The 21,915-nt window shown below is 63.4% G+C and carries 23 protein-coding genes; 13 read left to right on the top strand and 10 right to left on the bottom strand.

Annotated features, from left to right (window positions below; genetic code table 11):
• Nucleotides 1–9 precede the first annotated feature (9 nt).
• Together ASD99_RS20230 and ASD99_RS20225 are read left to right on the top strand one after the other, a co-directional pair.
• The gene (locus tag ASD99_RS20230) at nt 10–1,524 is read left to right on the top strand and encodes an FGGY-family carbohydrate kinase (RefSeq protein ID WP_057144691.1); all 1,515 of its coding nucleotides are present in this window, start codon (nt 10–12) and stop codon (nt 1,522–1,524) included.
• On the top strand, nt 1,521–3,137 hold the full coding sequence (locus ASD99_RS20225; RefSeq protein WP_057144906.1) for a GMC family oxidoreductase: 1,617 nt from the start codon (nt 1,521–1,523) through the stop codon (nt 3,135–3,137). Before ASD99_RS20230 ends, ASD99_RS20225 begins: the two co-directional genes overlap by 4 nt.
• A 148-nt stretch (nt 3,138–3,285) precedes the next feature.
• Here the strand turns inward: ASD99_RS20225 and ASD99_RS20220 are convergent, their stop codons facing one another.
• Nucleotides 3,286–3,672, bottom strand: a complete 387-nt coding sequence (locus ASD99_RS20220) for a hypothetical protein (protein ID WP_057144690.1) — start codon at nt 3,670–3,672, stop codon at nt 3,286–3,288.
• Between the two features lie 128 nt (nt 3,673–3,800).
• On the opposite strand from ASD99_RS20220, the gene ASD99_RS20215 reads away from it, so the two are divergent.
• Complete coding sequence (locus tag ASD99_RS20215; protein WP_057144689.1) at nt 3,801–4,121, top strand: hypothetical protein; 321 nt, start codon at nt 3,801–3,803, stop codon at nt 4,119–4,121.
• A 96-nt stretch (nt 4,122–4,217) separates the two neighbouring features.
• Complete coding sequence (locus ASD99_RS20210; RefSeq protein ID WP_057144688.1) at nt 4,218–5,000, top strand: DeoR/GlpR family DNA-binding transcription regulator; 783 nt, start codon at nt 4,218–4,220, stop codon at nt 4,998–5,000.
• 2 nt (nt 5,001–5,002) lie between these two features.
• Here ASD99_RS20210 and ASD99_RS20205 read toward each other — a convergent pair whose 3' ends face one another.
• The 6 genes from ASD99_RS20205 to ASD99_RS20180 all read right to left on the bottom strand — a co-directional run bounded on the left by ASD99_RS20205 (nt 5,003) and on the right by ASD99_RS20180 (nt 10,635).
• Nucleotides 5,003–5,509, bottom strand: coding sequence for an L-2-amino-thiazoline-4-carboxylic acid hydrolase (locus tag ASD99_RS20205; protein WP_057144687.1), 507 nt, complete (start codon nt 5,507–5,509; stop codon nt 5,003–5,005).
• A complete protein-coding gene (locus ASD99_RS20200; RefSeq protein WP_057144686.1) occupies nt 5,506–6,291 on the bottom strand; it encodes a dipeptide/oligopeptide/nickel ABC transporter ATP-binding protein in 786 nt (261 codons plus the stop codon). Before ASD99_RS20200 ends, ASD99_RS20205 begins: the two co-directional genes overlap by 4 nt.
• Nucleotides 6,288–7,085, bottom strand: coding sequence for an ABC transporter ATP-binding protein (locus tag ASD99_RS20195; RefSeq protein WP_057144685.1), 798 nt, complete (start codon nt 7,083–7,085; stop codon nt 6,288–6,290). Before ASD99_RS20195 ends, ASD99_RS20200 begins: the two co-directional genes overlap by 4 nt.
• A complete protein-coding gene (locus tag ASD99_RS20190; protein WP_056594731.1) occupies nt 7,082–7,912 on the bottom strand; it encodes an ABC transporter permease in 831 nt (276 codons plus the stop codon). The genes ASD99_RS20195 and ASD99_RS20190 overlap by 4 nt, the downstream gene beginning before the upstream one ends.
• Nucleotides 7,909–8,895: an ABC transporter permease gene (locus ASD99_RS20185; RefSeq protein ID WP_057144684.1), complete on the bottom strand. Its 987-nt coding sequence runs from the start codon at nt 8,893–8,895 to the stop codon at nt 7,909–7,911. The genes ASD99_RS20190 and ASD99_RS20185 overlap by 4 nt, the downstream gene beginning before the upstream one ends.
• 129 nt (nt 8,896–9,024) lie before the next feature.
• Nucleotides 9,025–10,635, bottom strand: a complete 1,611-nt coding sequence (locus tag ASD99_RS20180) for an ABC transporter substrate-binding protein (RefSeq protein WP_057144683.1) — start codon at nt 10,633–10,635, stop codon at nt 9,025–9,027.
• Here ASD99_RS20180 and ASD99_RS20175 point away from each other — a divergent pair.
• A complete protein-coding gene (locus ASD99_RS20175; protein ID WP_057144682.1) occupies nt 10,634–10,834 on the top strand; it encodes a hypothetical protein in 201 nt (66 codons plus the stop codon). The two genes, ASD99_RS20180 and ASD99_RS20175, sit on opposite strands and share 2 nt — an antisense overlap.
• A 176-nt stretch (nt 10,835–11,010) precedes the next feature.
• Complete coding sequence (locus tag ASD99_RS20170; protein ID WP_057144681.1) at nt 11,011–12,201, top strand: M24 family metallopeptidase; 1,191 nt, start codon at nt 11,011–11,013, stop codon at nt 12,199–12,201.
• A 172-nt stretch (nt 12,202–12,373) separates the two neighbouring features.
• On the opposite strand, the gene ASD99_RS20165 is transcribed toward ASD99_RS20170, so the two are convergent.
• From ASD99_RS20165 to ASD99_RS20155, 3 genes are read right to left on the bottom strand one after another with little or no spacing between them, the layout of a single operon-like run.
• Nucleotides 12,374–12,793: a cupin domain-containing protein gene (locus tag ASD99_RS20165; protein WP_056594744.1), complete on the bottom strand. Its 420-nt coding sequence runs from the start codon at nt 12,791–12,793 to the stop codon at nt 12,374–12,376.
• A gap of 6 nt (nt 12,794–12,799) precedes the next feature.
• The gene (locus tag ASD99_RS20160) at nt 12,800–13,666 is read right to left on the bottom strand and encodes a phosphoenolpyruvate hydrolase family protein (RefSeq protein ID WP_056594747.1); all 867 of its coding nucleotides are present in this window, start codon (nt 13,664–13,666) and stop codon (nt 12,800–12,802) included.
• A 12-nt stretch (nt 13,667–13,678) separates the two neighbouring features.
• Nucleotides 13,679–14,875, bottom strand: a complete 1,197-nt coding sequence (locus ASD99_RS20155; protein ID WP_057144680.1) for a Tm-1-like ATP-binding domain-containing protein — start codon at nt 14,873–14,875, stop codon at nt 13,679–13,681.
• An 83-nt stretch (nt 14,876–14,958) separates the two neighbouring features.
• Between ASD99_RS20155 and ASD99_RS20150 the strand changes: the two genes are divergently transcribed.
• The 7 genes from ASD99_RS20150 to ASD99_RS20120 all read left to right on the top strand — a co-directional run bounded on the left by ASD99_RS20150 (nt 14,959) and on the right by ASD99_RS20120 (nt 21,775).
• Nucleotides 14,959–15,654, top strand: coding sequence for a TetR/AcrR family transcriptional regulator (locus ASD99_RS20150; RefSeq protein WP_057144679.1), 696 nt, complete (start codon nt 14,959–14,961; stop codon nt 15,652–15,654).
• A gap of 359 nt (nt 15,655–16,013) precedes the next feature.
• Complete coding sequence (locus ASD99_RS20145; protein ID WP_056594757.1) at nt 16,014–17,330, top strand: ABC transporter substrate-binding protein; 1,317 nt, start codon at nt 16,014–16,016, stop codon at nt 17,328–17,330.
• Between the two features lie 68 nt (nt 17,331–17,398).
• Nucleotides 17,399–18,304 (top strand): carbohydrate ABC transporter permease, encoded by a 906-nt coding sequence (locus ASD99_RS20140; RefSeq protein ID WP_056594760.1) that lies wholly within the window; start codon nt 17,399–17,401, stop codon nt 18,302–18,304.
• 1 nt (nt 18,305) lies between these two features.
• A complete protein-coding gene (locus tag ASD99_RS20135) occupies nt 18,306–19,265 on the top strand; it encodes a carbohydrate ABC transporter permease (protein WP_057144678.1) in 960 nt (319 codons plus the stop codon).
• A complete protein-coding gene (locus ASD99_RS20130; RefSeq protein ID WP_056594768.1) occupies nt 19,262–19,483 on the top strand; it encodes a hypothetical protein in 222 nt (73 codons plus the stop codon). Before ASD99_RS20135 ends, ASD99_RS20130 begins: the two co-directional genes overlap by 4 nt.
• Nucleotides 19,480–20,583, top strand: coding sequence for an ABC transporter ATP-binding protein (locus ASD99_RS20125; protein ID WP_056594771.1), 1,104 nt, complete (start codon nt 19,480–19,482; stop codon nt 20,581–20,583). Before ASD99_RS20130 ends, ASD99_RS20125 begins: the two co-directional genes overlap by 4 nt.
• A gap of 106 nt (nt 20,584–20,689) precedes the next feature.
• Nucleotides 20,690–21,775, top strand: coding sequence for an ABC transporter ATP-binding protein (locus tag ASD99_RS20120; protein ID WP_057144677.1), 1,086 nt, complete (start codon nt 20,690–20,692; stop codon nt 21,773–21,775).
• Nucleotides 21,776–21,915 lie beyond the last annotated feature (140 nt).

Here is a 21,915-nt window from a genome sequence, read left to right as displayed (position 1 = left end):
GAGGCGCCAATGGCAAACTACATCCTCGGCCTCGATGCCGGCAACACGGTCATCAAGGCCATCCTCTTCGACCTGTCGGGACGCGAGTTGGCGCTTGCCGCCCGCGATGGCCGCTCATCCATGCCAAAGCCCGGACATGTCGAGCGCGACCTCGACGAACTCTGGCGCAACGCGGTTTCGGTCATCGGCCAATGCATCGCCGAGGCCGGCATCGACGCCGGCGAGATCGTCGCCATCGGCTGCGCCGGCCATGGCAACGGTCTCTACGCGCTCGATCACGTAGGTGCGCCGCTGATCGGGATCCAGTCGCTTGACACACGCGCGGTCGGCATCGTTGCCGAATGGGCAAAACAGGATGTCGGCGACCGCACCTATGCACACTGCCTGCAACGGCCGTGGGCGGCGCAGACGCCGACCCTGCTTGCCTGGCTCAAGCGCTTTTCGCCGGCGCTGTTCGCTCGGATAGGCACGGTCTTCCTGTGCAAGGATTTCGTCGTCAATCGCCTGACCGGCGCGCGCTGCAGCGACACCTCCGACATGTCGGGCTGCGGCCTGCTGCAGATGCGGGCTCGGCGCTACGAGCCGGACCTGCTTGCCGCCTACGGGCTCGGCGATTGCACGGACCTGCTGCCGCCAGTGCTGGAATCGGCCGACATTGCCGGTCATGTCAGCGAGGAGGTGGCGGCCCTGACGGGACTGCGCGCCGGCACGCCCGTCGTGGCCGGGCTGTTCGATGTCGTCGCCAGCGCGGTCGGTTCGGGTGTGACCAGAACCGGTGCCGCCTCGGTCATCGCCGGAACCTGGAGCATCAACCAGGTCATCACCGACGAACCGATCCGCGACCCCTCAATCTTCATGCTGTCGACTTTCGATCGCCAGCGCTATCTGGCGATCGAATCCAGCGCCACATCGGCCGCCAATCTCGAATGGATCGTTCGCGAATTCCTCGAACATGGCGGCGAAGCCGGCAAGTCGCCGTTCGAATTGTGCAGCGAACTCGTCGCTTCCGTCGACCCGAACAGCGACATCCCGATCTATCATCCTTTCCTGTACGGCTCGCAGCAGAATGGGCACGCGCGCGCCGGCTTCTACGGCATCGCCGGCTGGCACAGCCGGGCACATCTGCTTCGTGCGCTGTTCGAGGGCGTCGCCTTCGAGCACAAGCGCCATGTCGAGACGTTGCACAAAGCGGGCGCCGATTTCGACCAGGTGGTGCTGTCTGGCGGCGGCTCGCGCAGCACGGTCTGGCCGCAGATCTTCGCCGATGTGCTCGGCGTGCCCGTTACCGTGGCGCGCAGCCGCGAAACCGGAGCCCTGGGAGCGGCGATCGCTGCGGGTACCGGGGTGGGCATCTTCGCGGACTACAGTGCCGGTGCCGCCGCCATGACGGCAGCCGCCCGACATTTTTTACCCAACGAGGCGGTTGCCGACGCCTATGCACGGCGGTATCGACTGTACGGCGAGATCAACCAGGCGATGACCCCGATGTGGGAGCGCATCGCCGGACAGCAGGCGCGCACGTGACCGAACCTTCACCGTCCCCGTTCGGCAGTTACGACTACGTCATCGTCGGTGCCGGCTCCGCCGGCTGCGTGCTCGCCAACCGGCTTTCGGCCGATCCGCGCAACAGTGTGCTGCTGCTCGAAGCCGGCGGCAGCGACCGCTATCACTGGGTCGATATCCCGATCGGCTACCTCTTCTGCATGGGCAATCCGCGCACCGACTGGATGATGAAGACCGAGCCGGAAGCCGGTCTCAACGGACGCAGCCTCAACTATCCGCGCGGCAAGGTGCTTGGCGGCTGTTCATCGATCAACGGCATGATCTACATGCGCGGCCAGGCAGCCGACTATGACGGCTGGCGTCAGGCCGGCAATGCCGGCTGGGGCTGGGACGATGTCCTGCCTTACTTCCTCAAATCGGAAGATTTCCATGGTGGCAAGAGCGCCATGCACGGGAGCGGCGGCGAGTGGCGGGTCGAACGGCAACGCCTGTCATGGCCGATCCTGGACGCCTTCCGGGACGCGGCCGAGGAACTCGGCATTCCCCGCACCGAGGACTTCAACACAGGCACCAATGAAGGCTCGGGCTATTTCGAGGTCAACCAGCGGAAAGGCGTGCGCTGGAACACATCGAAGGCGTTTTTGCGCGTCATTGCCACGCGCAAGAATCTGCGTGTGGTGACTGGCGCGGAGACCATGCGGCTCGAATTCGACGGCCGGCGCGCAACCGGACTCGTCTTCCAAAAAGACGGTGTCCAGCACCGTGTGTCAGCCGGCCAGACCATTCTCGCCGCAGGCGCCATCAACTCGCCGAAGATCCTCGAACTCTCCGGCATCGGCCGCCCCGACCTGCTTTCGAGCATTGGCGTGGATGTCCGTCACGCCTTGCCGGGCGTCGGTGAAAATCTGCAGGACCATTTGCAGATCCGCACCGTTTTCAAGGTCGCCAATGCCGCGACGCTCAACCAGCGCTACCACAATCTGATCAGCCGTGCGTCGATGGGGCTGGAATATGCACTTAAGCGCAGCGGGCCGCTGTCGATGGCACCAAGCCAGCTCGGCATCTTCGCCAGGAGCGATCCGCGCCTTGCAACGCCCGACCTCGAATATCATGTGCAGCCACTGAGCACCGACCGGCTGGGCGAGCCGCTGCATCGCTTTCCCGCTGTCACCGTCTCGGTCTGCAATCTGCGTCCGGAAAGTCGGGGCACCGTACATATGGGTTCGTCCGATGCACGGGAGGCGGCGAAGATCCGGCCAAACTATCTTTCCACCGAAGGAGACCGCAGCGTGGCCATCGCTTCGTTGCGCCATGTCCGCAGCCTGATGAAAGCCCGCGCCGTGGCGCGCTTTTCGCCGGAAGAGATGCTGCCCGGCGCGCAATATGACAGCGACGAAGACCTCATCCGCAAGGCCGGAGATATCGGCACGACGATCTTCCACCCCGTCGGTACCTGCAAGATGGGTTCAGACTCGATGGCGGTGGTCGACGACGGCCTGCGTGTTCACGGGCTTGCCGGACTTCGCGTGGTCGATGCCTCGATCATGCCTACAATCGTTTCGGGCAACACCAATTCTCCGGTCGTCATGATCGCGGAGAAGGCAGCCGAGATGATCCTGCAAGAGGCCCGCTGACCACCATCGGCTTCAAGCCGTGGCACCACCGCGCGATCGTCTTTTCTCTGCGGCCGCGAGCAGATCGACGAAGGCGCGCACCTTGGCGGGCCGGAACCGGGCCGGCGGCCGGCGACCTCGAATTGATCGAACGGGCGGCGCCCGAGCCTCAATCGAGGGCCGGCCGAGCCCGCCGCATCAGCGCTTCGCGGACACCGGCACGCCGGTAGGTCTCGGTGACGAGGCCGTCCTGTCTCAGCGCCTCGCGGCGGCGTTCGACAAAGGCGCGTTCCTCGCTGGTCAGGTCGTGCTCTCGCTTGCGCAGCCATTCCTGGTAGGACGGATCGACCTCCTTGACCGGCTTGGCCGCTGTCGAAATCGAAGCCGGCCGGTTGTCGGCATAGCGAGGCCGCAAGGCGCTGTTGGGGGTGTATTCAGTTCGCCTGTCGTTGCCCCAAATGACGAGGTCGGGATCAGAAACCCGGCCCGACGGGCTGCAAACGAATGCCGAGACAATCCGGTCGAGCGCCGCGTCGACTTCCTTCGGCCGGTGCACGACGTCTCGCGGCAGGTGATCGGGGACGGCAAGCCAGGTGATGCCGCGATCGTTAATGCGTCGAGGACCTCACGGTGATCGCGCGAGGTGATGACCTCGCGCCGAGCCGGCCAGAAATCATAGGGCGCATGCGCGCCATAGCCCTTGCCGATATGGAATGCATAGATTTCCGGATAGACCGTCAACTCGGTGCGGCGGCTCGGTTTGACGTCGTACAACGAAGTGATGGCGATCTGCGGCAGATGGGTCGCACCGATGCCGCCAAGGACGTCGTCGATCACCAGGCCGAAACGGGCATGCGGGTTCCAGTCCGGCAAAGCCTCGGCGATCGAAGCGGGCTTGCCGTCGATCTCGACATCGAACATGTTAGGTTTCAACAATGTCACGACATGCATTGGGCTCTCCTGACGGCCCGTGGATTCGTCAAGGCTTCATCAGACCAGCCATGAACGCGCTTGTCAGCCCATATCGGCTTTGAGCCACTCACGCTGCTTCCCCACCGGCGCCCGCATCGCTAATGTCCTCGACTTGGCGGAGGATTGATCATGGAGCATAGCCGGCTTTCGAAGAAGGAGCGGCATGAGCTGATCTTGTCGGAAGTGCGACGGTCGGCCTCGATCCGTATCTCCAGGCTCGCCATGCGCCTCGGGGTCGCCGGCGAGACGATCCGTCGCGACCTCATCGAGCTTGGTGATGCGGGGCTGCTCAACCGAACCTATGGTGGCGCGACGATCTCGCTGGTGACGTCGGAGCCGGTGATTGCCGAGCGCAGCCAGACCATGGTCGAGGAGCGTACCCGGATCGGGCGTGGCGCGGCCGGACTGGTCAAGAAAGGCCAGATCGTGATGATCGACGGGGGCTCGACAACCTATGAGGTGGCGCGCAATCTCTCGCAGCTGAGGCGCGAGCTGACCATCATCACCAACTCCATTGGCGTGGCCTCGGTAGCCGGCGCCAATCCGACTTTCCGGGTTGTCCTTTGCCCTGGCACCTATGACAGCCGGGAAGCCAGCGTGTTCGGCGAGGATACGGTCGAATTCATCAGGCGCTACAATGCCGACATTGCCATCATCGGCGCCTCGAGCCTGTCCGCGGATGGGCCCAGCGACATGATCTCGGGAGCAGCGGCGGTCAAGCGGGCGATGATCTCGCGAACGCTGTCGACAGCGCTGGTGGTGACCAACGACAAGTTCGGCCGCAACAGCCTCGAGCGCGTGTGCGGCCTCGGCGAGCTTTCTGACATCGTCACCGATCGCGAGCCGCAGCCGGCGCTGCGCGCCGTCATCGAATCGGCTGGAACGGAACTTCACGTCTTTGGCGGCGGCTGAGCCTATCCGGCACCCCGGTTTGTCAGCGCGATATGACAGCAGCCGGAGCCATGGCCCGGCGTCCAGGTGACATTGTCGAAACGCAGGCCGGTCGCCTCGAACAGGCCACGGTCGAAGGCGCCGGCAATGCGGCAGAGCGCGGCGAGTTTTTCGTCACCGAAACCGGCCTCGACCCAGGCGTCCTTCAGCGGGCAGCGCTTCACCTTGAAGGCGATATGGTCGTCGTGGCGTTCGACATCGGTCGGATACATCAGGCCGCCATCCGGGCTGACCGCCAGGAAGGCTTCGTCGATCGCGCGGGCGTCGTTGGCGCCGAAGCTGGCGAAAGTGGCTGCCGCGACTTCCTTGCCGCGCTGTTCGATGGCGCGGATCATGATCGCTTCGGCCTTTTCGGCGCCCAGCTCTCCGTTCAGTTCTTCGAGGAACAGGCGGTACAGATCGGCTCGGTTGCGAAAGGCGGAATCGAATTCGCGCGACAGTTTCTCGGCTCTGGCTTCGGTGTTGGTCATGATGCGTCCTGTTTGGTCCCGTTCAATCTCGGTGCGGCCGCCACCAGCGCCTTGCCAATGGCTGATTGCGGCGCGTCGATGACGGCACAGGCATCGCCACTCTCGGCAATCCGCCCGGCATCGAGAAGGACGACGCGGTGGGCGATCGCCCTGATGACGCCGAGATCATGCGAAATGAAGAGATAGGCGATCCGTTCCTGGCGTTGCAGGTCGAGCAAAAGGTCAAGGATCTGTCCGCGCACGGAAACGTCGAGCGCCGACACCGCCTCATCGAGCACGATCAGTGACGGCTTCGTCGCGACGGCGCGGGCAATGGCGACGCGCTGCCGCTGGCCACCTGAGATTTCATGAATGGCGCGCGGGGCGAGGTCAGCCGTCAGCCCGACGCGCTCCAGCAAGGCGGCGATGCGGCGCGGGCGCTCGGAGCGGGAGGCAATGCCATGAATGCGCAAGGGATCGTCGAGCACACGCGCCACCGTGGCGCGCGGGTTGAAGGCGGCCAACGGGTCCTGGAACACCATCTGCAGGCGTGCGCGGCGTACGCGCAGCGCAGCGCCATTCAAAGCCAGAAAATTGTCGCCTTCGAAGTCGATGCGCCCGTCGTCCGGCTCGATCAATCGCAGCACCAGCCGTGCGATCGTCGACTTGCCGCTGCCGGAGGGTCCGGCCAGCGCCAGCGTTTCGCCGGAGTCAATGTGAAAGGAGACATCGTCGACGGCAGCGATGGTCTTGTCGCCGCGATGGTAGCGTTTGGTGAGGTTGGACACGGTCAGCAGGCTCATACGTCGAGCCCGGCTCGGTTCAGCAAGGGCTTGGCGTCGAGGCCGATATGGGCATCGAGCAGCGTGCGTGTATAAGCCTGGGCCGGTGCGCCGACGATCTCCGCTGTCGTGCCAAGCTCGACCAGCTGGCCATGACGGAAAACGGCGATGCGCTCTGCAAGCTCGGCCGCCAGCGCAATGTCATGGCTGATAAACAACAGCGTCATGCCGTCCTCGGTCACCAATCGTCGGATCAAGGCAACGATCTCAGCCTGCACGATGGTGTCGAGCGCGCTGGTCGCCTCGTCGGCGATCAGCAATTTCGGACCGGCCGCAATGGCTGCGGCGATCGCCACACGCTGCTTCTGGCCGCCGGAGAGCTGATGCGGGAAGGCGCGCAAGGCCGAGCCCGGGTCCGGCAGACGGACGCGTTCGAGCAGGTGCTTTGCCTTCGCATAGGCCTGTGGCCATGTGAGGCCGAGATGGGTGTGCGCGACTTCGGCGATTTGTTTGCCGATTGCCATCACCGGATCGAGGCTGGCGGAAGGATCCTGGAAGACGAAGCCGATGTCGCGACCGCCGAGGGGCGCGTGGGCAAGGCCAGGCCACTCGATTCCTCCGCTGACCACCGAAGAAGCTGGCAACAGGCGGGCAATGGCCAGTGCCAGCGTGCTCTTGCCCGAACCGCTTTCGCCGATGATGGCGAGGCGTTCGCCAACAGCGATGTCGAGGTTGATACTCTTCAGCGCCGCAACCTCGCTGCCGTCGCGGCGGTAGGTCACCGTGAGGTCGCGGATCGTAGCCAGGGCGGTCACGACAGGCCTCTTCTGACCGCGGTCGTCTCGACGATGCCTTCACCGGCGAGATAGACGCCGAGCACGGTCAGCACCAGCGCTATGCCCGGGACGATCGACAGGAAGGGCGCGGTGCGCAGGACGGCACGGCCTTCGGCGATCATGCCGCCCCAAGTGACCCGGTTGGGATCTCCCAAGCCGAGGAAGGACAACGCCGCTTCGGTGAGGATCGCGGCGGCGACGATCACCGATGACATCGCCAGCACCGGAGGCAAGGCATTGGGTAGCACCTCGCGGAAGGCGATCACCAGCGGGTGCATGCCGATGACCCTGGCCCCGGCGACATAATCGCGTTCGCGAATGGAGAGGACTTCCGCGCGGGCTACTCTGGCAGGTCCGGTCCAGGTGCCGAGCGCGATGGCAATCGCGACGATGCCGAGCGACGATCCGACGACGCTGACGAAGGCCAGCGCCAGCAGGAAGCTCGGCACGGTCTGGAAGGCGTCGGTGATGCGCATCAGCACCTCGTCGACGAGGCCACCGGCAAAGCCGGCCAATGTGCCGACCACCGCGCCGACGACAAGTGCGGCGGCTGCGGCCGCGAGCCCGACAGCCAGCGATGTGCGGGCGCCATGAAAGAGCTCGGCCAGCACGTTGCGTCCAAGCCGGTCGGTGCCGAGCGGCAGCGACCAGTCCTGGAACGGCGACAGCAGTGCCGGTCCGGCAATGGCCTGCGGATCGCCAGGGAAGAGCAAGGGTGCGGACAGCGCCATGGCGATCAGCACCGCCAGGAGGATGGCGCCGGCAACCGCCTCGGGCGTGCGCAGAAAGCGGCGGAGCGGGCTCATGCGCCAGCCTCGCCAGCGCCGACGCGGGGATCGAGGAAGGCATAGGCGATGTCGACGGCAAGGTTGATGACAATGACCAGGACGGCGCTGGTGAGAATAATCCCGAGCAGCAATGGGGTGTCCCGCGCTGCCACCGCTTCCTGCGCCAGCCGGCCGAGGCCGGGCACGGAAAAGACGCTCTCGATGACGACGCTGCCGCCGAGCATCTGCGCCGACTGCAGGCCGAGCATGGTGACCAGCGGCAGCACTGCGTTGCGGGCGACGTGGGCGAGCACGATGCGGCGGCGTGACAATCCCTTGGCGCGGGCGGCCAACACGAAATCCAGGCGCCAGACCTCGGCCATGCCGGCACGCATCATGCGCAGATAGAGCGCCAGATAGATGAAGCCGAGGGCGGAAACAGGCAGGACGAGATGGACGGCGATGTCGGCGGCACGGTCTAGACCGGTCTTGTCAGAAGCCAGAGTTTCGATGCCGCCGATCGGCAGCCAGCGCAGGTCGACGGCAAAGACGACGATCAGCACCAGTCCGAGCCAGAAACCCGGCACGGCATAGAGCGCCAGCGAGCCGATCGACAGGAAGCGATCGCGGAAACTGCCTGGCCTCGCGCCGGCATAGATGCCAAGTGCCGAGCCAAGCCCGAAGGAGAGCGCGGTGGCGCTGACCATCAACAGCAGCGTGTTGGGCAGGCGTTCGAGGATGATGTCGCGGATCGGTCGGGAGAACGTCACCGACTGGCCGAGATCGAGATGCAACAGGGCCCAGAGGTAGTTGGCCAGCCGCGTCAGCTCCGACTGGTCGAGGCCCCAGCGATGGCGCAACAACTCGATCATGCCGGCGTCGCCGCCGGTCGAGACGATATAGGCGTCGACCGCATCGCCGGGAGCCGCTTCGAGCAGCAGGAAGGTGCCGACGACGACGATCAGCAGCACGAAGATGCTGCCGACGAGGCGACGGCGGAGCAGGGTGAGGGCGCGGGCCATGGTCGCCTTACCCTCCCCACAAGGGCGAGGGTGAAGCCAGCGGCGCTATCCGGCAGGATAGGAGGGGGCGCGAAGGAACTCTCATTGTCGAACCTGAGCACCCAGACCGACGATCTGCAAGTCTGGCGGTCAACCCGACAAATACGTGTCCGCCCAGTTAGACACCGCCCAGCGCGGATTGTTGGCGATATTGCCGACCGTGTCGCGGGCAACACTGATAAAACTCCATTCGGCGACGTTGATCAGCGGCAGGTCGGTGGCCACCTCCTTCTGGAACTCCTTGTAGAGGTTGGTGCGAGCAGCCGTGTCGAGCGTCTCCGATGCCTTGGCGATCAGCGCATCGAGGGCGTCGTTCTTGTAGCCGCCCTGGTTGGAGAATGGCACACCGTCCGGAATGCCGCTTTGCACCAGGATGGTGGTGGAGATCGCCGGGTCGCCGCGGAACACCGGCGGGCCGACCGCGAGGTCGAAGGCGTGGTCGGTGTAGACCGCCTTGATGTGCGCGGCCGAGTCGTTGTTGACCAGTTGGGCATCGATGCCGATGGCGGCGAGCGCCTGGCGCAGATAGTCGCCGAACTGCTTGGTCTCGTTGAAGTAGGGCGCCGGCAGCAGCTTGAGCGAGAAGCGATTGCCGTCGGCGCCTTTCTTGTAGCCGGCCTCGTCGAGCAGCGCGTTGGCCTTGGCGACGTCGAAGGCATAGGTCGGTACGTCGGCGGTGTAGAACTGCGGATCGTTCTTTGGCACCGGACCGGTGGCTGTCGCGGCATAGCCGAGGAACACCGTCTTGACGACGAAATCCTTGTCGATGGCATGCGCGATCGCCTGCCGCACTTTGACGTCGGCCAGCTCCTTGCGGCGATGGTTGATCTCGACGACGAGCTGATAGGTCAGCCCTTCGTAACCCTTGGAGATCACCTTCAGGCCCGGCACCTTGGAGATGCGTTCGAGATCGGCCAGCGGCACGGCGGAGAAGGCTGCGAGTTGGATCTCCTCGGCCTCGAGCGCGCTCGCCGCGGACGTGCGATCCGGCAGCACCTGATAGATGATCTCGTCCAGATAGGGCTCGTCCTTGCCCCAGTAATCCGCGTTCTTTGTCAGCCGGTAATACTGGCCGGCCTTGTACTCGCCGAATTTGAACGGCCCAGTGCCGATGGGCGCGTTGTTGGCCGGGTTGTCCTCGATCTTGCCGACCTCGTAGATGTGCTTCGGCACCACGCTGCTCAGCGCCGGCAGCGCGTTGCGGATCAGCTGGAAGGGCGTCGGCTTGGCGAATTTGAACACGGCGGTGAGATCGTCAGGGGTGTCGACGGCGGCCAGATCCTTGAACACGGTGCGGCCGAGGTTCTGCAGCGGCTTCCAGATCTGCAGCGCCGAGAAGGCGACGTCGGCCGAGGTGAACGGCTTGCCGTCATGCCATTTGACGCCGTCGCGCAGTTTGAACGTCACCGAGAGCCCGTCGGCGGCACCCTCCCAGCTCAACGCCAGCCTTGGAGCGAGCCCGTCCTTGCCGTCGAAGGAGGCTTCGGCCAGCGTTTCGACGATCTTGCTGGAGATGAAGAACACGCCATTGGAGGCGACGATCGCCGGGTTGAGGTTGCGTGGTTCGGAATCGGCGGCAAGCACCAGCCGTCCGCCCTTCTTCGGAGTCTGCGCCCAGCCTGATGTCGGTATGGCGGTGGAGGCCAGCAGCATCGCCGAGCCGGCAAGCATCGTGCGTCTGGAAATCGTGAAACCTGACATGATCGAACTCCGTCCTCTCCGCAACCCGGTCGGGTGCGCCAATACCCCCCCAGACGCCGGCAAGCCCGCCAGCATCCATGCGGTGGCGATTATGAGCCTTGCCGAGGGTTTCGCCAGAGACGGAATTGGCGCATCCTCACTTGGCTTTGAAATTTTCGTCCGCTGGACCAGTTTGAGGGAAGCGGCTCAATTCGACTAATCTGGTAGGACCAGATTGATCTGACATGCGGCGGATGACGATATGGTGACATCGAACGGCGCTATTTTTCCTATTTCTGGCTGGACCAGAGTGAGCAAAATGGTGCAGATTTGAGCCATAGCCAAGGGATCGGGAGCAGAACGGCCGGCGCTCCCAGGCAATTCAGGGAGAGAGAGATGAACATTGCTCCGGGCAAGAATGCCGTCGGCAATATCCCGTTCGACCAGGCAAGGGTCGACCGGCTGATGGAGGAGGCCGGCATCGATGTGCTGCTCGCCACCTCCAAGCACAACACGCAATATCTGTTGGGCGGCTACAAGTTCATCTTCTTCGCCGCCATGGATGCGATCGGCCATAGCCGTTACCTGCCGATCGTCGTGTACGAAAAGGGCGGGCCGGACCATGCCGCCTATATCGGCAACCGCATGGAAGGCGGCGAGCATCAGAACAACCCGTTCTGGACGCCGACGCTGCACGCCGCCTGCTGGGGCACGCTCGATGCCGCCAATCTCGCCGTCGAGCATCTGCAGAAGATCGGCAAGGGCAATGCCCGCATCGGCATCGAGCCCGGCTTCCTGCCGTCGGACGCGTATACGCTGATCCGCAAGGCGTTGCCGGACGCCAGACTGATCGATGCCACCGACATGCTGGAACGCATGCGCGCCATCAAGACCGATGCCGAGCTGGAGAAGCTGCGCACGGCCTCCGAACTGATCACTGATTCCATGCTGGCAACCATTGCCTGGGCGCGCGAAGGCACGACCAAGAGCGAGATGATCGAGCAGCTGCGGCGCGAGGAAACCAATCGCGGCATCCATTTCGAATATTGCCTGCTGACGTTGGGCTCCAGCCATAACCGTGCCGCCTCGCCGCAGGCGTGGAAGAGGGGCGAGGTGCTGTCGATCGATTCCGGCGGCAACTATCACGGCTATATAGGCGACCTCTGCCGGATGGGCATTCTGGGCGAACCGGATGCCGAGCTCGAAGATCTGCTGGCCGAGGTCGAAACGGTGCAGCAGGCGGCCTTCTCAAAGGTCAAGGCAGGCACGCCGGGCGGCGACATGATTTCGCACGCAGAGGGCGTGCTGAAGGCCTCGAAGGTCGCGGCCTACACGGATTTCTTCGCCCATGGCATGGGGCTGATCACGCACGAAGCGCCGTTCCTGATGACCAACCACCCGGTGACCTATGAGGGCACCTATGCGGCAAAGCCGCTGGAGAAGAACATGGTGCTGTCGGTGGAGACGACCATGCTCCACCCGACGCGCGGCTTTATCAAGCTGGAGGACACACTTGCGGTCACCGACACCGGCTATGTGATGTTCGGCGACCGTGGCAGGGGGTGGAACAGGGGTGGCACCCTATAAAGACGAAGGCTGGCGCCGCCCCTCATCCGCCTGCCGGCACCTTCTCCCCGTAGAACGGGAGAAGGGAGCAGTTCCGGCGATTGGCGAAAGCGCCTATGACAGCGTCTTTCTCTCCGTTCTACGAGGAGAAATGTCCGGCAGGACAATGAGGGGCGGCGCTGCCCAAAAATAGCTATTTCCCGCCCGCCGGGATCAGCCTGAAATCCGGCAGCTCGCGCAGGACCAACTCCGGGCCGGCCGGCGAATAGACGACGAAAAGCTGCATCGGCCCGTCACCGGTGTTGAGCGTCGAATGAAAGCGGCTCTCCGGCACATAGATGGTGCAGCCAGGGCCGACCTTCTCGACCACCGGATTGCCCTTCTCGTCCTCAACCATCTGCTCGCCATGGCCTGAGATGACGAAGATGATTTCCTCGGCACCGGGATGATTGTGGCGCGTGTGGCCCTTGCCCGACGGCAGGTCGACGACGCCGCCTGAAAACCGGGTCGCGCCATTCACTTCGGGCGCTACCGTCAACGACAACTTTCCCCAGTCGAAGCCGAAGGCGCTGACGTCCTTCGGGTACACGAACACCTTGCTCTTGTCGGTCATCTCTCATCATCCCTTCTTTTTCTTTGGCATCGTCTTCTCACCACCGAGTGTCACGGCCTTGAAATCCGCCGTCTGGCGGGCGATCGCCGCTTCGGCCGGCAGCCGTTCCATCGAGCTTGCGCCATAGAAGCCGTGCAGGCCCTTGCAGCGGTCGAGGATGTAGCGGGCGTCGTCCGGCATCGAGATCGGCCCGCCATGGCAAAGCAGGATGACATCCTTGCGCACCGAGCGGGCCGCGTTGGCGATGGCGTCGATCTCGACGACGCAGTCGTCGAGCGACTTGGCCGAGGTGGCGCCGATCGAGCCGCCTGTCGTCACGCCCATATGGGCGACGACGATGTCGGCGCCTGCCTTGGTCATGGCACGGGCCTCACCCGGGTTGAAGACATAGGGCGTGGTCAAGAGGTCGAGTTTGTGCGCTTCGGCGATCATGTCGACCTCGAGCCCGAAGCCCATGCCGGTCTCTTCGAAACTCTGCCGCATGCTGCCGTCGAACAGGCCGATGGTGGGAAAGTTCTGCACCCCAGAAAAGCCCATCGTCTTCAACTCGGCCAGCAACAGCGGCATGATGACGAAGGGATCGGTGCCGTTGACGCCGGCCAGCACCGGCGTCTTCTTGACCACCGGCAACACCTCGTAGGCCATCTCCTTGACGATCTCGTTGGCATTGCCATAGGCGAGCAGGCCGGCGGCCGAGCCGCGCCCGGCCATGCGGTAGCGGCCGGAATTGTAAATGATGATGAGGTCGATGCCGCCGGCTTCCTCTGCCTTGGCAGACAGGCCGGTGCCGGCGCCGCCGCCGACGATCGGCACGCCCTTGTCGATCATCCCCCGGAACCTCTTCAGTATGTCCTTGCGCGGTATGGCGGGCATTTTTTGGATCTCTCACTGTCTGGCGATGTCGAGGAAGGCTGATGTTGCAGCCTTGGCGAATTCCGGGTCATTGATGTGGAGCGGAAGGCGCGTCACGCGCCGCGTGTCATTCGGCCTGATGGCGCGCTCGATGGCTTCGAAGAGAGCGGCGTCGGCTTCCGGGTCGAAGAAGGCGCCGTCCTCGATGTCGAGTGCCGAAACGCCTTTTTCCGGGATGAGAAAATGCACTGGCCCCTCGCAAAGGGCGAGCCTGGTGCCAATCCATTCGCCGATCTTGTGGCATTCCTGCGCCGTGGTGCGCATCAACGTGACGTTGGGGTTGTGCTCGTAGAACAGCCGGCCGCGATGGTGTTCGGGAATCGTCGACGGCGCCCAGAAGTTCACCATGTCGAGCGCGCCGACCGAACCGACATAGGGCAGTCTGGTGCGGGCGATTGCGCCAAAACGATCCTCGGTCGCCGGCAGGACGCCGCCGAACAGGAGATCGCAGACTTCGGTCGTGGTGATGTCGATGATCCCGGACAGCAGGCCGCTGTCGGCCAGCTTCTCCATGCTGCGACCGCCAGTGCCCGTGGCATGGAAGACTATGCAGTCATAGGTCGAACGGAGCTGGTCGGCGATGGCCGTCACGCAAGGCGTGGTGACGCCGAACATGGTGAGGCCGATCGACGGTTTGCCGTCGGGTGGCGGCGCCGGCCTGGCTGCCATGCCAGCGATTGCCTGGGCGGCATTGTGCAAGACAACACGGGACAGCCGGTTCAGTCCGGCCATATCGGTCACAGCAGGCATCATGATGATGTCGGAAACATCGACATAAGGCGCTGTGTCGCCGGAGGCGAGCGTCGAGACCATGATCTTGGGCAGGCCTAGCGGCAGCGCGCGCATGCCCGACGTGATGATCGAGGTGCCGCCGCCGCCGCCAATGCCAATGACGGCGGCGATGTCGTTTCGCGATTGGACGAAGCGGGCGAAGGCGATGCCCATTGCGGCAACCGCGGTTCCGCGGTCGTCGATATCAAGCACGGCGCCGCGACCGTCGGGGTGGTGGCCGGCAATTTCCTTTGCGGTGATGTCGACGGGAATGGTTGCGTCGCGCGTTCCGACATCGACGCGGGACACTGCTGCGCCCGCAGCAGTGATCGCATCGGCCAGGAAGGCAAGCTCTTCGCCCTTGGTGTCGGCGGTGCCCACCACATAGATGCGCTTCATCGCGTTTCCCCGCCGGCTGTTTGCCCGGCCTTTCCGCAAGCGAAGGCCATTGCAATTTTTTGAGACGTGCGTATCGTATTGATATGGAAGTCTCACGTCAACAATCCACGGTGAGCGACGACGCTGAGCGAGGAAACGGCCAGGCGATAGAGCGCGGCCCGCGCGCTCGCACGAAACGGCTGATGCTGGAGACGGCGACGCGGCTGATGCAGGCGGGCGTCACGCCGTCGGTCAGCGAGGTCGCCGAGGCGGCTGAGGTTTCCCGAGCCACTGCCTATCGTTATTTCCCGAGCCAGGCGGCACTGGTGCAAGCTGTGGTCGACGAGGGGCTGGGGCCAATCCTCACCTGGCAATCGACCTCCGTCGATGCCGAGCGCCGGGTCGCCGAGCTGTTCGACACGGCCATGCCGCGCATCGAGGCCTTCGAAGCCACGTTCAAGGCAGCACTGAAGCTGTCGCTCGATCAATGGGCACGGCGGCAGGCCGGCACGCTGGGTGGCGAGCCGACTTTCACGCGCGGCCACCGCATCGACTTGCTGAAAGAGGCGATCGCGCCGCTCAAGGGCCGTTTGCCGCCGCGCGACTTCAAGCGGCTGGCGCAGGCGCTGTCGCTGATGTTCGGCGTCGAGGTGCTGATCGTGCTCAAGGATATATGGGGGTTGGACAGTCGCCGAACGATGTCGGTCGCACAATGGGCGGCCGGGGCGCTGGTGCGTGCGGCGGTCGCGGAATCAATCGGTGACGGAGACAACATCAATCGGGCGGCAGTCGTGAAATAGCGCCTATCTGGTTCGACCAGATTGGCATGCCGACTACCGATATTAACCGCAATGCGGGGTACGGGACAACACCTGCGCGTATCACTGAGTAGGAAAATCTTGGTAAAACAGGCAGATAAAGCCGGAATCCGATAGCAATGGGCAAGTCGAGCTGCCAAGAAAGGGCTTGACGCGCATGCAGAATTGGTAATACCAGATCAAGTAAGAAAAGCGGATCGAAAGTGAGGGCTGCGATCCATTTTCCGGCAGGGCGAGGAGGCTCAGAACCGGAATGGTGCGATCACGGGAGGAACTACCCGGGCCGGTCCCGTTGCCGGCTCGCATGACCAGGTAGAATGCGCACAAGGGAGGAAATCATTATGCGCAAGTTAGTGACCAGCGTACTTGCTGGTATCGGCTTAACGCTTGCCTGCGGAACGTCCGTTTACGCGCAGGAAAAGTCGCTCACCATCTTCTGGGCCGAATGGGATCCGGCCAACTATCTGCAGGAACTCGGCAACGAGTACGAGAAGGAAACCGGCGTCAAGATCACGGTGGAGACCACACCCTGGTCCGACTTCCAGACCAAGGCCTTTACCGAGTTCAACGCCCATGGCGACGCCTATGATTTGGTCGTCGGCGACTCGCAATGGCTCGGCGCCGGCTCGACCGGTGGCCACTATGTCGACCTGACCGACTTCTTCAACAAGTACAAGCTGAAGGAGGTGATGGCGCCGGCGACGGTGAAATACTACGCAGAATATCCCGGCAACAGCGGCAAATACTGGGCTATTCCGCTCGAAGGCGACGCCGTCGGCTGGTCCTATCGCAAGGACTGGTTCGAGGACCCCAAGGAGAAGGAAGCGTTCAAGGCCAAGTACGGTTACGACCTGGACGTGCCGAAGGATTTCAAGGCGCTGCGCGACATCGCCGAATTCTTCTACCGGCCGGATCAGAAGCGCTACGGGATCGCCATCTATACCGACAATTCCTATGACGCGATGGCGATGGGCTTCGAGAACGCGCTGTTCTCCTATGGCGGCGAGCTGGGTGACTATTCGACCTACAAGGTCGATGGCTTCATCAACTCCGACAAGGCGGTCGCAGCACTCGATGCCTACAAGGAACTCTACAAGTTCACGCCTCCAGGCTGGGCCAAGTCGTTCTTCGTCGAAGACAACCAGGCGATCACCGAAAACCTGGCCGCGATGAGCATGAACTACTTCGCGTTCTTCCCCTCGCTGATCAACGAGGCGTCGAACCCGAACGCCAAGAACACCGGCTTCTTCGCCAATCCTCCCGGCCCTGGCGGCGACCAGTTCGCAGCGCTCGGCGGGCAAGGCATCTCCATCGTCTCCTACTCGCAGAAGCAGGACGAGGCGATGAAGTTCCTGGAATGGTTCATCAAGGACGAGACCCAGAAGAAGTGGGCGGCACTTGGCGGCTACACCTGCAGTGCGGCCGTGCTGAAGTCGGCTGAGTTCCAGAATGCCACGCCCTACAACAAGGCGTTCTATGAGACCATGTTCAAGGTGAAGGATTTCTGGGCTGTGCCGGAATATGCCGAACTGCTGCAGCAGCTCAACCAGCGCGTCTATCCCTACATGATTGGCGGCGAAGGCACCGCCAAGGAAACGCTGGACGCACTGGCGGCCGACTGGACCGCGACCTTCAAGAAGTACGGCCGCGGCCAGTAACAATCATGCCTCACGGAGGGGGCGTTGGTGCCTCCTCCGTTTCTTTTTCTGCAAACGGGAGCAGGGTCTTGGCGACCACGATGATCACCACACTGGACAGGTCTTCAAGAGCGGCCGCGCGGGGCCTCAGCGACATTTCGATCCGCAACCTCTTCATCATTCCGACGGTCCTGTTCCTGATCGTCTTCAACATCTTTCCGCTGATCTATTCGCTCGGCTATTCCTTCACCGATTTTCGTGCGTCGACCAACGCGCCGGCGAATTTCGTCGGGCTGCAAAACTATCGCGACCTGCTCAACGATCCCTATGTCTGGTCCAACTTCGCCATCACCGCGAAGTACGTCATCATCTCGGTCGCCGGACAGTTGCTGGTCGGTTTCGGCGTGGCGATGCTGCTCAACCGCGACATCCCGCTGAAGGGTCTGCTGACGACGCTTCTCCTGCTGCCGATGATGCTGTCGATGGCCGTCGTCGGCCTGTTCTGGAAACTGCTCTACGACCCGTCCTTCGGCATCATCAACTACGCGCTCGGTCTCGGCACCTTCGAATGGCTGTCGGATCCGAAGATGGCGCTCTACGCCGTTGCGCTGACCGACATCTGGATGTGGTCGCCCTTCGTCATGCTGTTGTCGCTGGCCGGCCTGTCGGCGGTGCCGAAGCACCTCTACGAAGCCGCAGCGATCGATCGCGCCGGGCCGTTCTACACCTTCTTCCGCATCACGCTGCCGCTGGTCGCGCCGATCCTGATGATCGCCGTCATCTTCCGCACCATGGAAGCGTTCAAGACCTTCGATCTCGCCTACATCCTGACCAGCCAGCCGACCACCGAGTTGATCTCGATCCGGCTCTACAAGATGGCGTTCCAGGAGTGGCAGACGGGGCGCTCCTGCGCGCTCGCCTACATCGTGCTGATCATGGTGCTGGCCATCACCAACATCTACGTCAAATACCTCAACAAGGTGAAGGAGCGCTGAGATGGCGGCCGTTCGCACTTCTTCCGAAATCGGCTTCAACCGTGTCGCCATCGTCGCCGTTCTGGTGGTGACGATCATTTTCCTGGCACCGATCTACTGGATCGCCTCGACTGCGTTCAAGCCGCGCAATCTCGCCACCACCATCCCGCCGACGGTCGTCTTCCAGCCGGAAATTTCGCCCTTCGTGAAGCTGTTCACCAAGCGCTCGCAATTGCGCAGCCCGCCGACGCCGGAAGAATATGCGGCCGCCCCATGGTGGGAGCGCGTCGTCTTCGACGGCGGCGAGAAGATCGTGCGTGACGGCAAGGACCAGGTGCAGTGGTCGGGATATCCAAGCCGCTTCCTGAACTCGCTGATCATCGCCATCACCTCGACGGTGCTGGCGGTCGGCATGGGAACGTTCACCGCTTACGGCTTCTCGCGTTTCAAGGTGAAGGGGGAGGCGGACCTGCTCTTCTTCATCCTGTCGACACGCATGCTGCCGCCGGTCGTGGTGGCGATCCCGATGTTCCTGATGTACCGGGCGGTCGGCCTCAACGATTCCCATATCGGCCTGATCATCCTCTACACCGCTTTCAACCTGTCCTTCTCGGTGTGGCTGATGAAGGGCTTCATGGACGAGATACCGAAGGAGTATGAGGAGGCTGCCCTCGTCGACGGCTATACGCGCATGGAGGCCTTCTTCAAGATCGTGCTGCCGGAGGCCGCCACCGGCATCGCCGCCACCGCCGTGTTCTGTTTCATCACGGCGTGGAACGAATATGCCTTCGCGCTGATCATGACCAACCGCCGCGCCCAGACCGCGCCGCCGTTCATCCCCAGCCAGGTCGGCTCCGGTCTGCCGGACTGGACGGTGATTGCCGCCGGAACCTTCCTGTTCCTGCTGCCCGTCGCAATCTTCACCTTCCTGCTTCGCAACCATCTGTTGCGCGGCATGTCCTTCGGAGCGATCCGCAAATGAGCTTTCGCGCCATCAATCAGAAATATCTGGAGCCCGGTTCGCAGGTGCTGATGGTGCTCGGCATCATCGCGCTCTGCCAGCCCTGGAACCTGCTGTTGCACACCTATGGCCTGACCATCATCCTGATCGGGCTGATCGGCTTCAACATCACCTCGAAGATCGCGCCTGAGGAGAAGGCCGGCACCGGCCAGGTGCGAAATCCGGGAGCACAGCATTGACCCAGATCGAGCTTCGCGGCGTCCAGAAATTCTTCGGCGCCGTCCAGGTCATCAAGGACCTCAATCTGAAGATCAGCGACAACGAGTTCATCGTCCTGCTCGGCCAGTCGGGCTGCGGCAAAACGACGACGCTGCGCGCCATCGCCGGACTGGAGACGATCGACGAGGGCGACATCCTCATCGACGGCAAACCGATCCAGCATCTGAAGGCCGCCGACCGCGACATCGCCATGGTCTTCCAGTCGTTTTCGCTCTATCCGCATATGAGCGTCTACGAGAACATCGCCTTCCCCTTGCGCGCCACGCGCAAGAGCAAGGCCGAGATCGACTCGGAAGTGCGTTCGGTCGCCAAGACTCTGCAAATCTTGGACCTGCTCGACAAGAAGCCGTCGGCGCTTTCGGGCGGCGACATGCAGCGCGTGGCCATCGGCCGGGCGCTGGTGCGGCGGCCGAAGGCGATGCTGATGGACGAACCGATCGGCGCGCTCGACGCCAAGCTGCGCGAGGAAATGCGGGCCGAGATCAAGCGGCTTCACATCAAGCAGGGCTCGACCACCATCTATGTCACGCACGATCAGATCGAGGCGATGAGCCTCGCTGACCGCATCGTCATCATGCATGAAGGTGTGCTGCAGCAGGTCGGCTCGCCGGACGAGGTCTATTCGCGTCCGGCAAACCTGTTCGTGGCGCAGTTCGTAGGCAGTCCGGTGATGAACGTCGCCGACGCGGCGGTCGCGGAGACGGCGTCTTCGGTCTCGGTGACGGTCGGCGGGGCTGCCTCCGGCTTTGAATTCCCGCGGGCGCTGCTGTCGAAGCTCAACGGCCATGCCGGCGGCCAACTGGCGCTCGGCATCCGGCCGGAAGGCGTCCTCATCCGCCGCGATGCGGCCGAGGGGTTCCTGCCGGTCGAGACGCAGATCGTCGAGCCGCTCGGCTCCTTCGACATCGTCGACCTCAAGGTCGGGTCCAAGATGCTGCGCGCACGCACCAAGAGCGGCTTCGTCAGCGGCCCCGGCGAGAAGGTGTTCGCCAGGATCGATCCGGCCCAGGCGCATTTCTTCGACACGGCGAGCGGCAAGTCGCTGGAGGTGAGACTGTGACGGCCGAAGGTCGCGAGAAGCCAACGATTTGGCTTTTCGAACAGTCGAACGCCCGGAGCCATAGCGGAGGGCAGACCGCCCTCGAACAGCATCGAGACAACTGACCATGGCCCATATCCAGCTCAAGAATATTTCGAAGACCTTCGGAAATCACACCGCCTTGACCGGCCTCGATCTCGACATCGCCGATGGCGAGTTCTTCGTGCTGCTGGGTGAGACGGGCGCTGGCAAGACGACGACCCTGCGGCTGATCGCCGGGCTGGAAAAGCCCAGTGAAGGCCAGGTCTTCATCGACGGCGTCGACGTCGCCGACTGGGGTGCGGCCGAGCGCGACGTGGCGCTGGTGTTGCAGCAATATTCGCTCTATCCGCGCTACACTGTGCGCGAAAATCTCGAGTTCCCGCTGAAGCCGAAGATCCGCCGGCTGCCCGACGCCGAGATCAAGGATCGTGTCGACCGCGCCGCCCGCACGCTGAGGATCGAGCATCTGCTCGACCGCAAGACCGACCGCCTGTCCGGCGGCGAGATGCAGCGCGTCTCCATCGGCCGCGCCATCGTGCGCAAGCCGCGCGTATTCCTGATGGACGAGCCCCTGTCGGCGCTCGACGCCAAGCTGCGCGAGGCGCTCCGCACGGAACTCAAGAATCTCCAGATGCAGCTTGGCGCCACCTTCCTGTTTGTCACCCACGACCAGATCGAAGCGATGTCGATGGGCGACAAGGTCGGCGTGCTCAACCATGGCCGCATCGTCCAAACCGGGACGCCGCACGAGATCTACAACAACCCGCGCGACACCTATGTCGCAAGCTTCGTCGGCTCGCCGCCGATGAACCTTATCGACGGCAAGCTGGTGAACGGCCGCGCGGTGATGGCGCCGTTGAATTTCGAGCTGCCTTTTTCAGGGGGAGCCAAGGCGAGTGCGGCGACCGACGGTCGCCCGCTCGTCTTCGGCATTCGTCCCGAGGATGTCTATCTCGAGAGTGGCGCGCCGGTCGAAGCGCGCGTCCATGATGTCGAGAACCATGGCGTCGAAAAGATCCTGACGCTACGCGTCGGCGACGCGACACTGCGTGCCACCGTTCCGGCCAGGACCGATGTCGCCATCGAGCAAGCGGTGCGCTTCGCCTGGAACCCGGACAAGGTGGTGCTGTTCGACAAAGGCAGCGGCGTCAGCTTGCGGCACGCGTCATAGGCCCGCCTATTTCAGCAGGTAGGTCTCATAAGGCGCGGCGTTGATCAGCAGGATCACGCTTCGGTGTCGGAGAGGCAGGCGTCGTCAGCGCACCGCCTGGGGCCGGCAAGATAGTCCTGGATGAGGTGAAGACCACGCCG

This window comes from Mesorhizobium sp. Root695 (assembly GCF_001428185.1).
Classification (GTDB): Bacteria; Pseudomonadota; Alphaproteobacteria; order Rhizobiales; family Rhizobiaceae; genus Mesorhizobium.
Note: the sequence above shows the minus strand (reverse complement) of the source record. Positions and strands in the feature narration are given on the sequence as shown.

Excerpts from the sequence above, each read along its gene's own strand:
- ASD99_RS20230 (WP_057144691.1), top strand. The coding sequence starts at position 10 with ATGGCAAACTACATCCTCGGCCTCGATGCCGGCAACACGGTCATCAAG.
- ASD99_RS20180 (WP_057144683.1), bottom strand. The coding sequence starts at position 10,635 with ATGTCAGGTTTCACGATTTCCAGACGCACGATGCTTGCCGGCTCGGCG.
- ASD99_RS20190 (WP_056594731.1), bottom strand. The coding sequence starts at position 7,912 with ATGAGCCCGCTCCGCCGCTTTCTGCGCACGCCCGAGGCGGTTGCCGGC.
- ASD99_RS20205 (WP_057144687.1), bottom strand. The coding sequence starts at position 5,509 with ATGACCAACACCGAAGCCAGAGCCGAGAAACTGTCGCGCGAATTCGAT.
- ASD99_RS20215 (WP_057144689.1), top strand. The coding sequence starts at position 3,801 with ATGCGCGCCATAGCCCTTGCCGATATGGAATGCATAGATTTCCGGATA.
- ASD99_RS20175 (WP_057144682.1), top strand. The coding sequence starts at position 10,634 with ATGATCGAACTCCGTCCTCTCCGCAACCCGGTCGGGTGCGCCAATACC.
- ASD99_RS20145 (WP_056594757.1), top strand. The coding sequence starts at position 16,014 with ATGCGCAAGTTAGTGACCAGCGTACTTGCTGGTATCGGCTTAACGCTT.
- ASD99_RS20170 (WP_057144681.1), top strand. The coding sequence starts at position 11,011 with ATGAACATTGCTCCGGGCAAGAATGCCGTCGGCAATATCCCGTTCGAC.
- ASD99_RS20200 (WP_057144686.1), bottom strand. The coding sequence starts at position 6,291 with ATGAGCCTGCTGACCGTGTCCAACCTCACCAAACGCTACCATCGCGGC.
- ASD99_RS20155 (WP_057144680.1), bottom strand. The coding sequence starts at position 14,875 with ATGAAGCGCATCTATGTGGTGGGCACCGCCGACACCAAGGGCGAAGAG.
- ASD99_RS20150 (WP_057144679.1), top strand. The coding sequence starts at position 14,959 with ATGGAAGTCTCACGTCAACAATCCACGGTGAGCGACGACGCTGAGCGA.
- ASD99_RS20165 (WP_056594744.1), bottom strand. The coding sequence starts at position 12,793 with ATGACCGACAAGAGCAAGGTGTTCGTGTACCCGAAGGACGTCAGCGCC.
- ASD99_RS20120 (WP_057144677.1), top strand. The coding sequence starts at position 20,690 with ATGGCCCATATCCAGCTCAAGAATATTTCGAAGACCTTCGGAAATCAC.
- ASD99_RS20135 (WP_057144678.1), top strand. The coding sequence starts at position 18,306 with ATGGCGGCCGTTCGCACTTCTTCCGAAATCGGCTTCAACCGTGTCGCC.
- ASD99_RS20185 (WP_057144684.1), bottom strand. The coding sequence starts at position 8,895 with ATGGCCCGCGCCCTCACCCTGCTCCGCCGTCGCCTCGTCGGCAGCATC.
- ASD99_RS20160 (WP_056594747.1), bottom strand. The coding sequence starts at position 13,666 with ATGCCCGCCATACCGCGCAAGGACATACTGAAGAGGTTCCGGGGGATG.
- ASD99_RS20210 (WP_057144688.1), top strand. The coding sequence starts at position 4,218 with ATGGAGCATAGCCGGCTTTCGAAGAAGGAGCGGCATGAGCTGATCTTG.
- ASD99_RS20130 (WP_056594768.1), top strand. The coding sequence starts at position 19,262 with ATGAGCTTTCGCGCCATCAATCAGAAATATCTGGAGCCCGGTTCGCAG.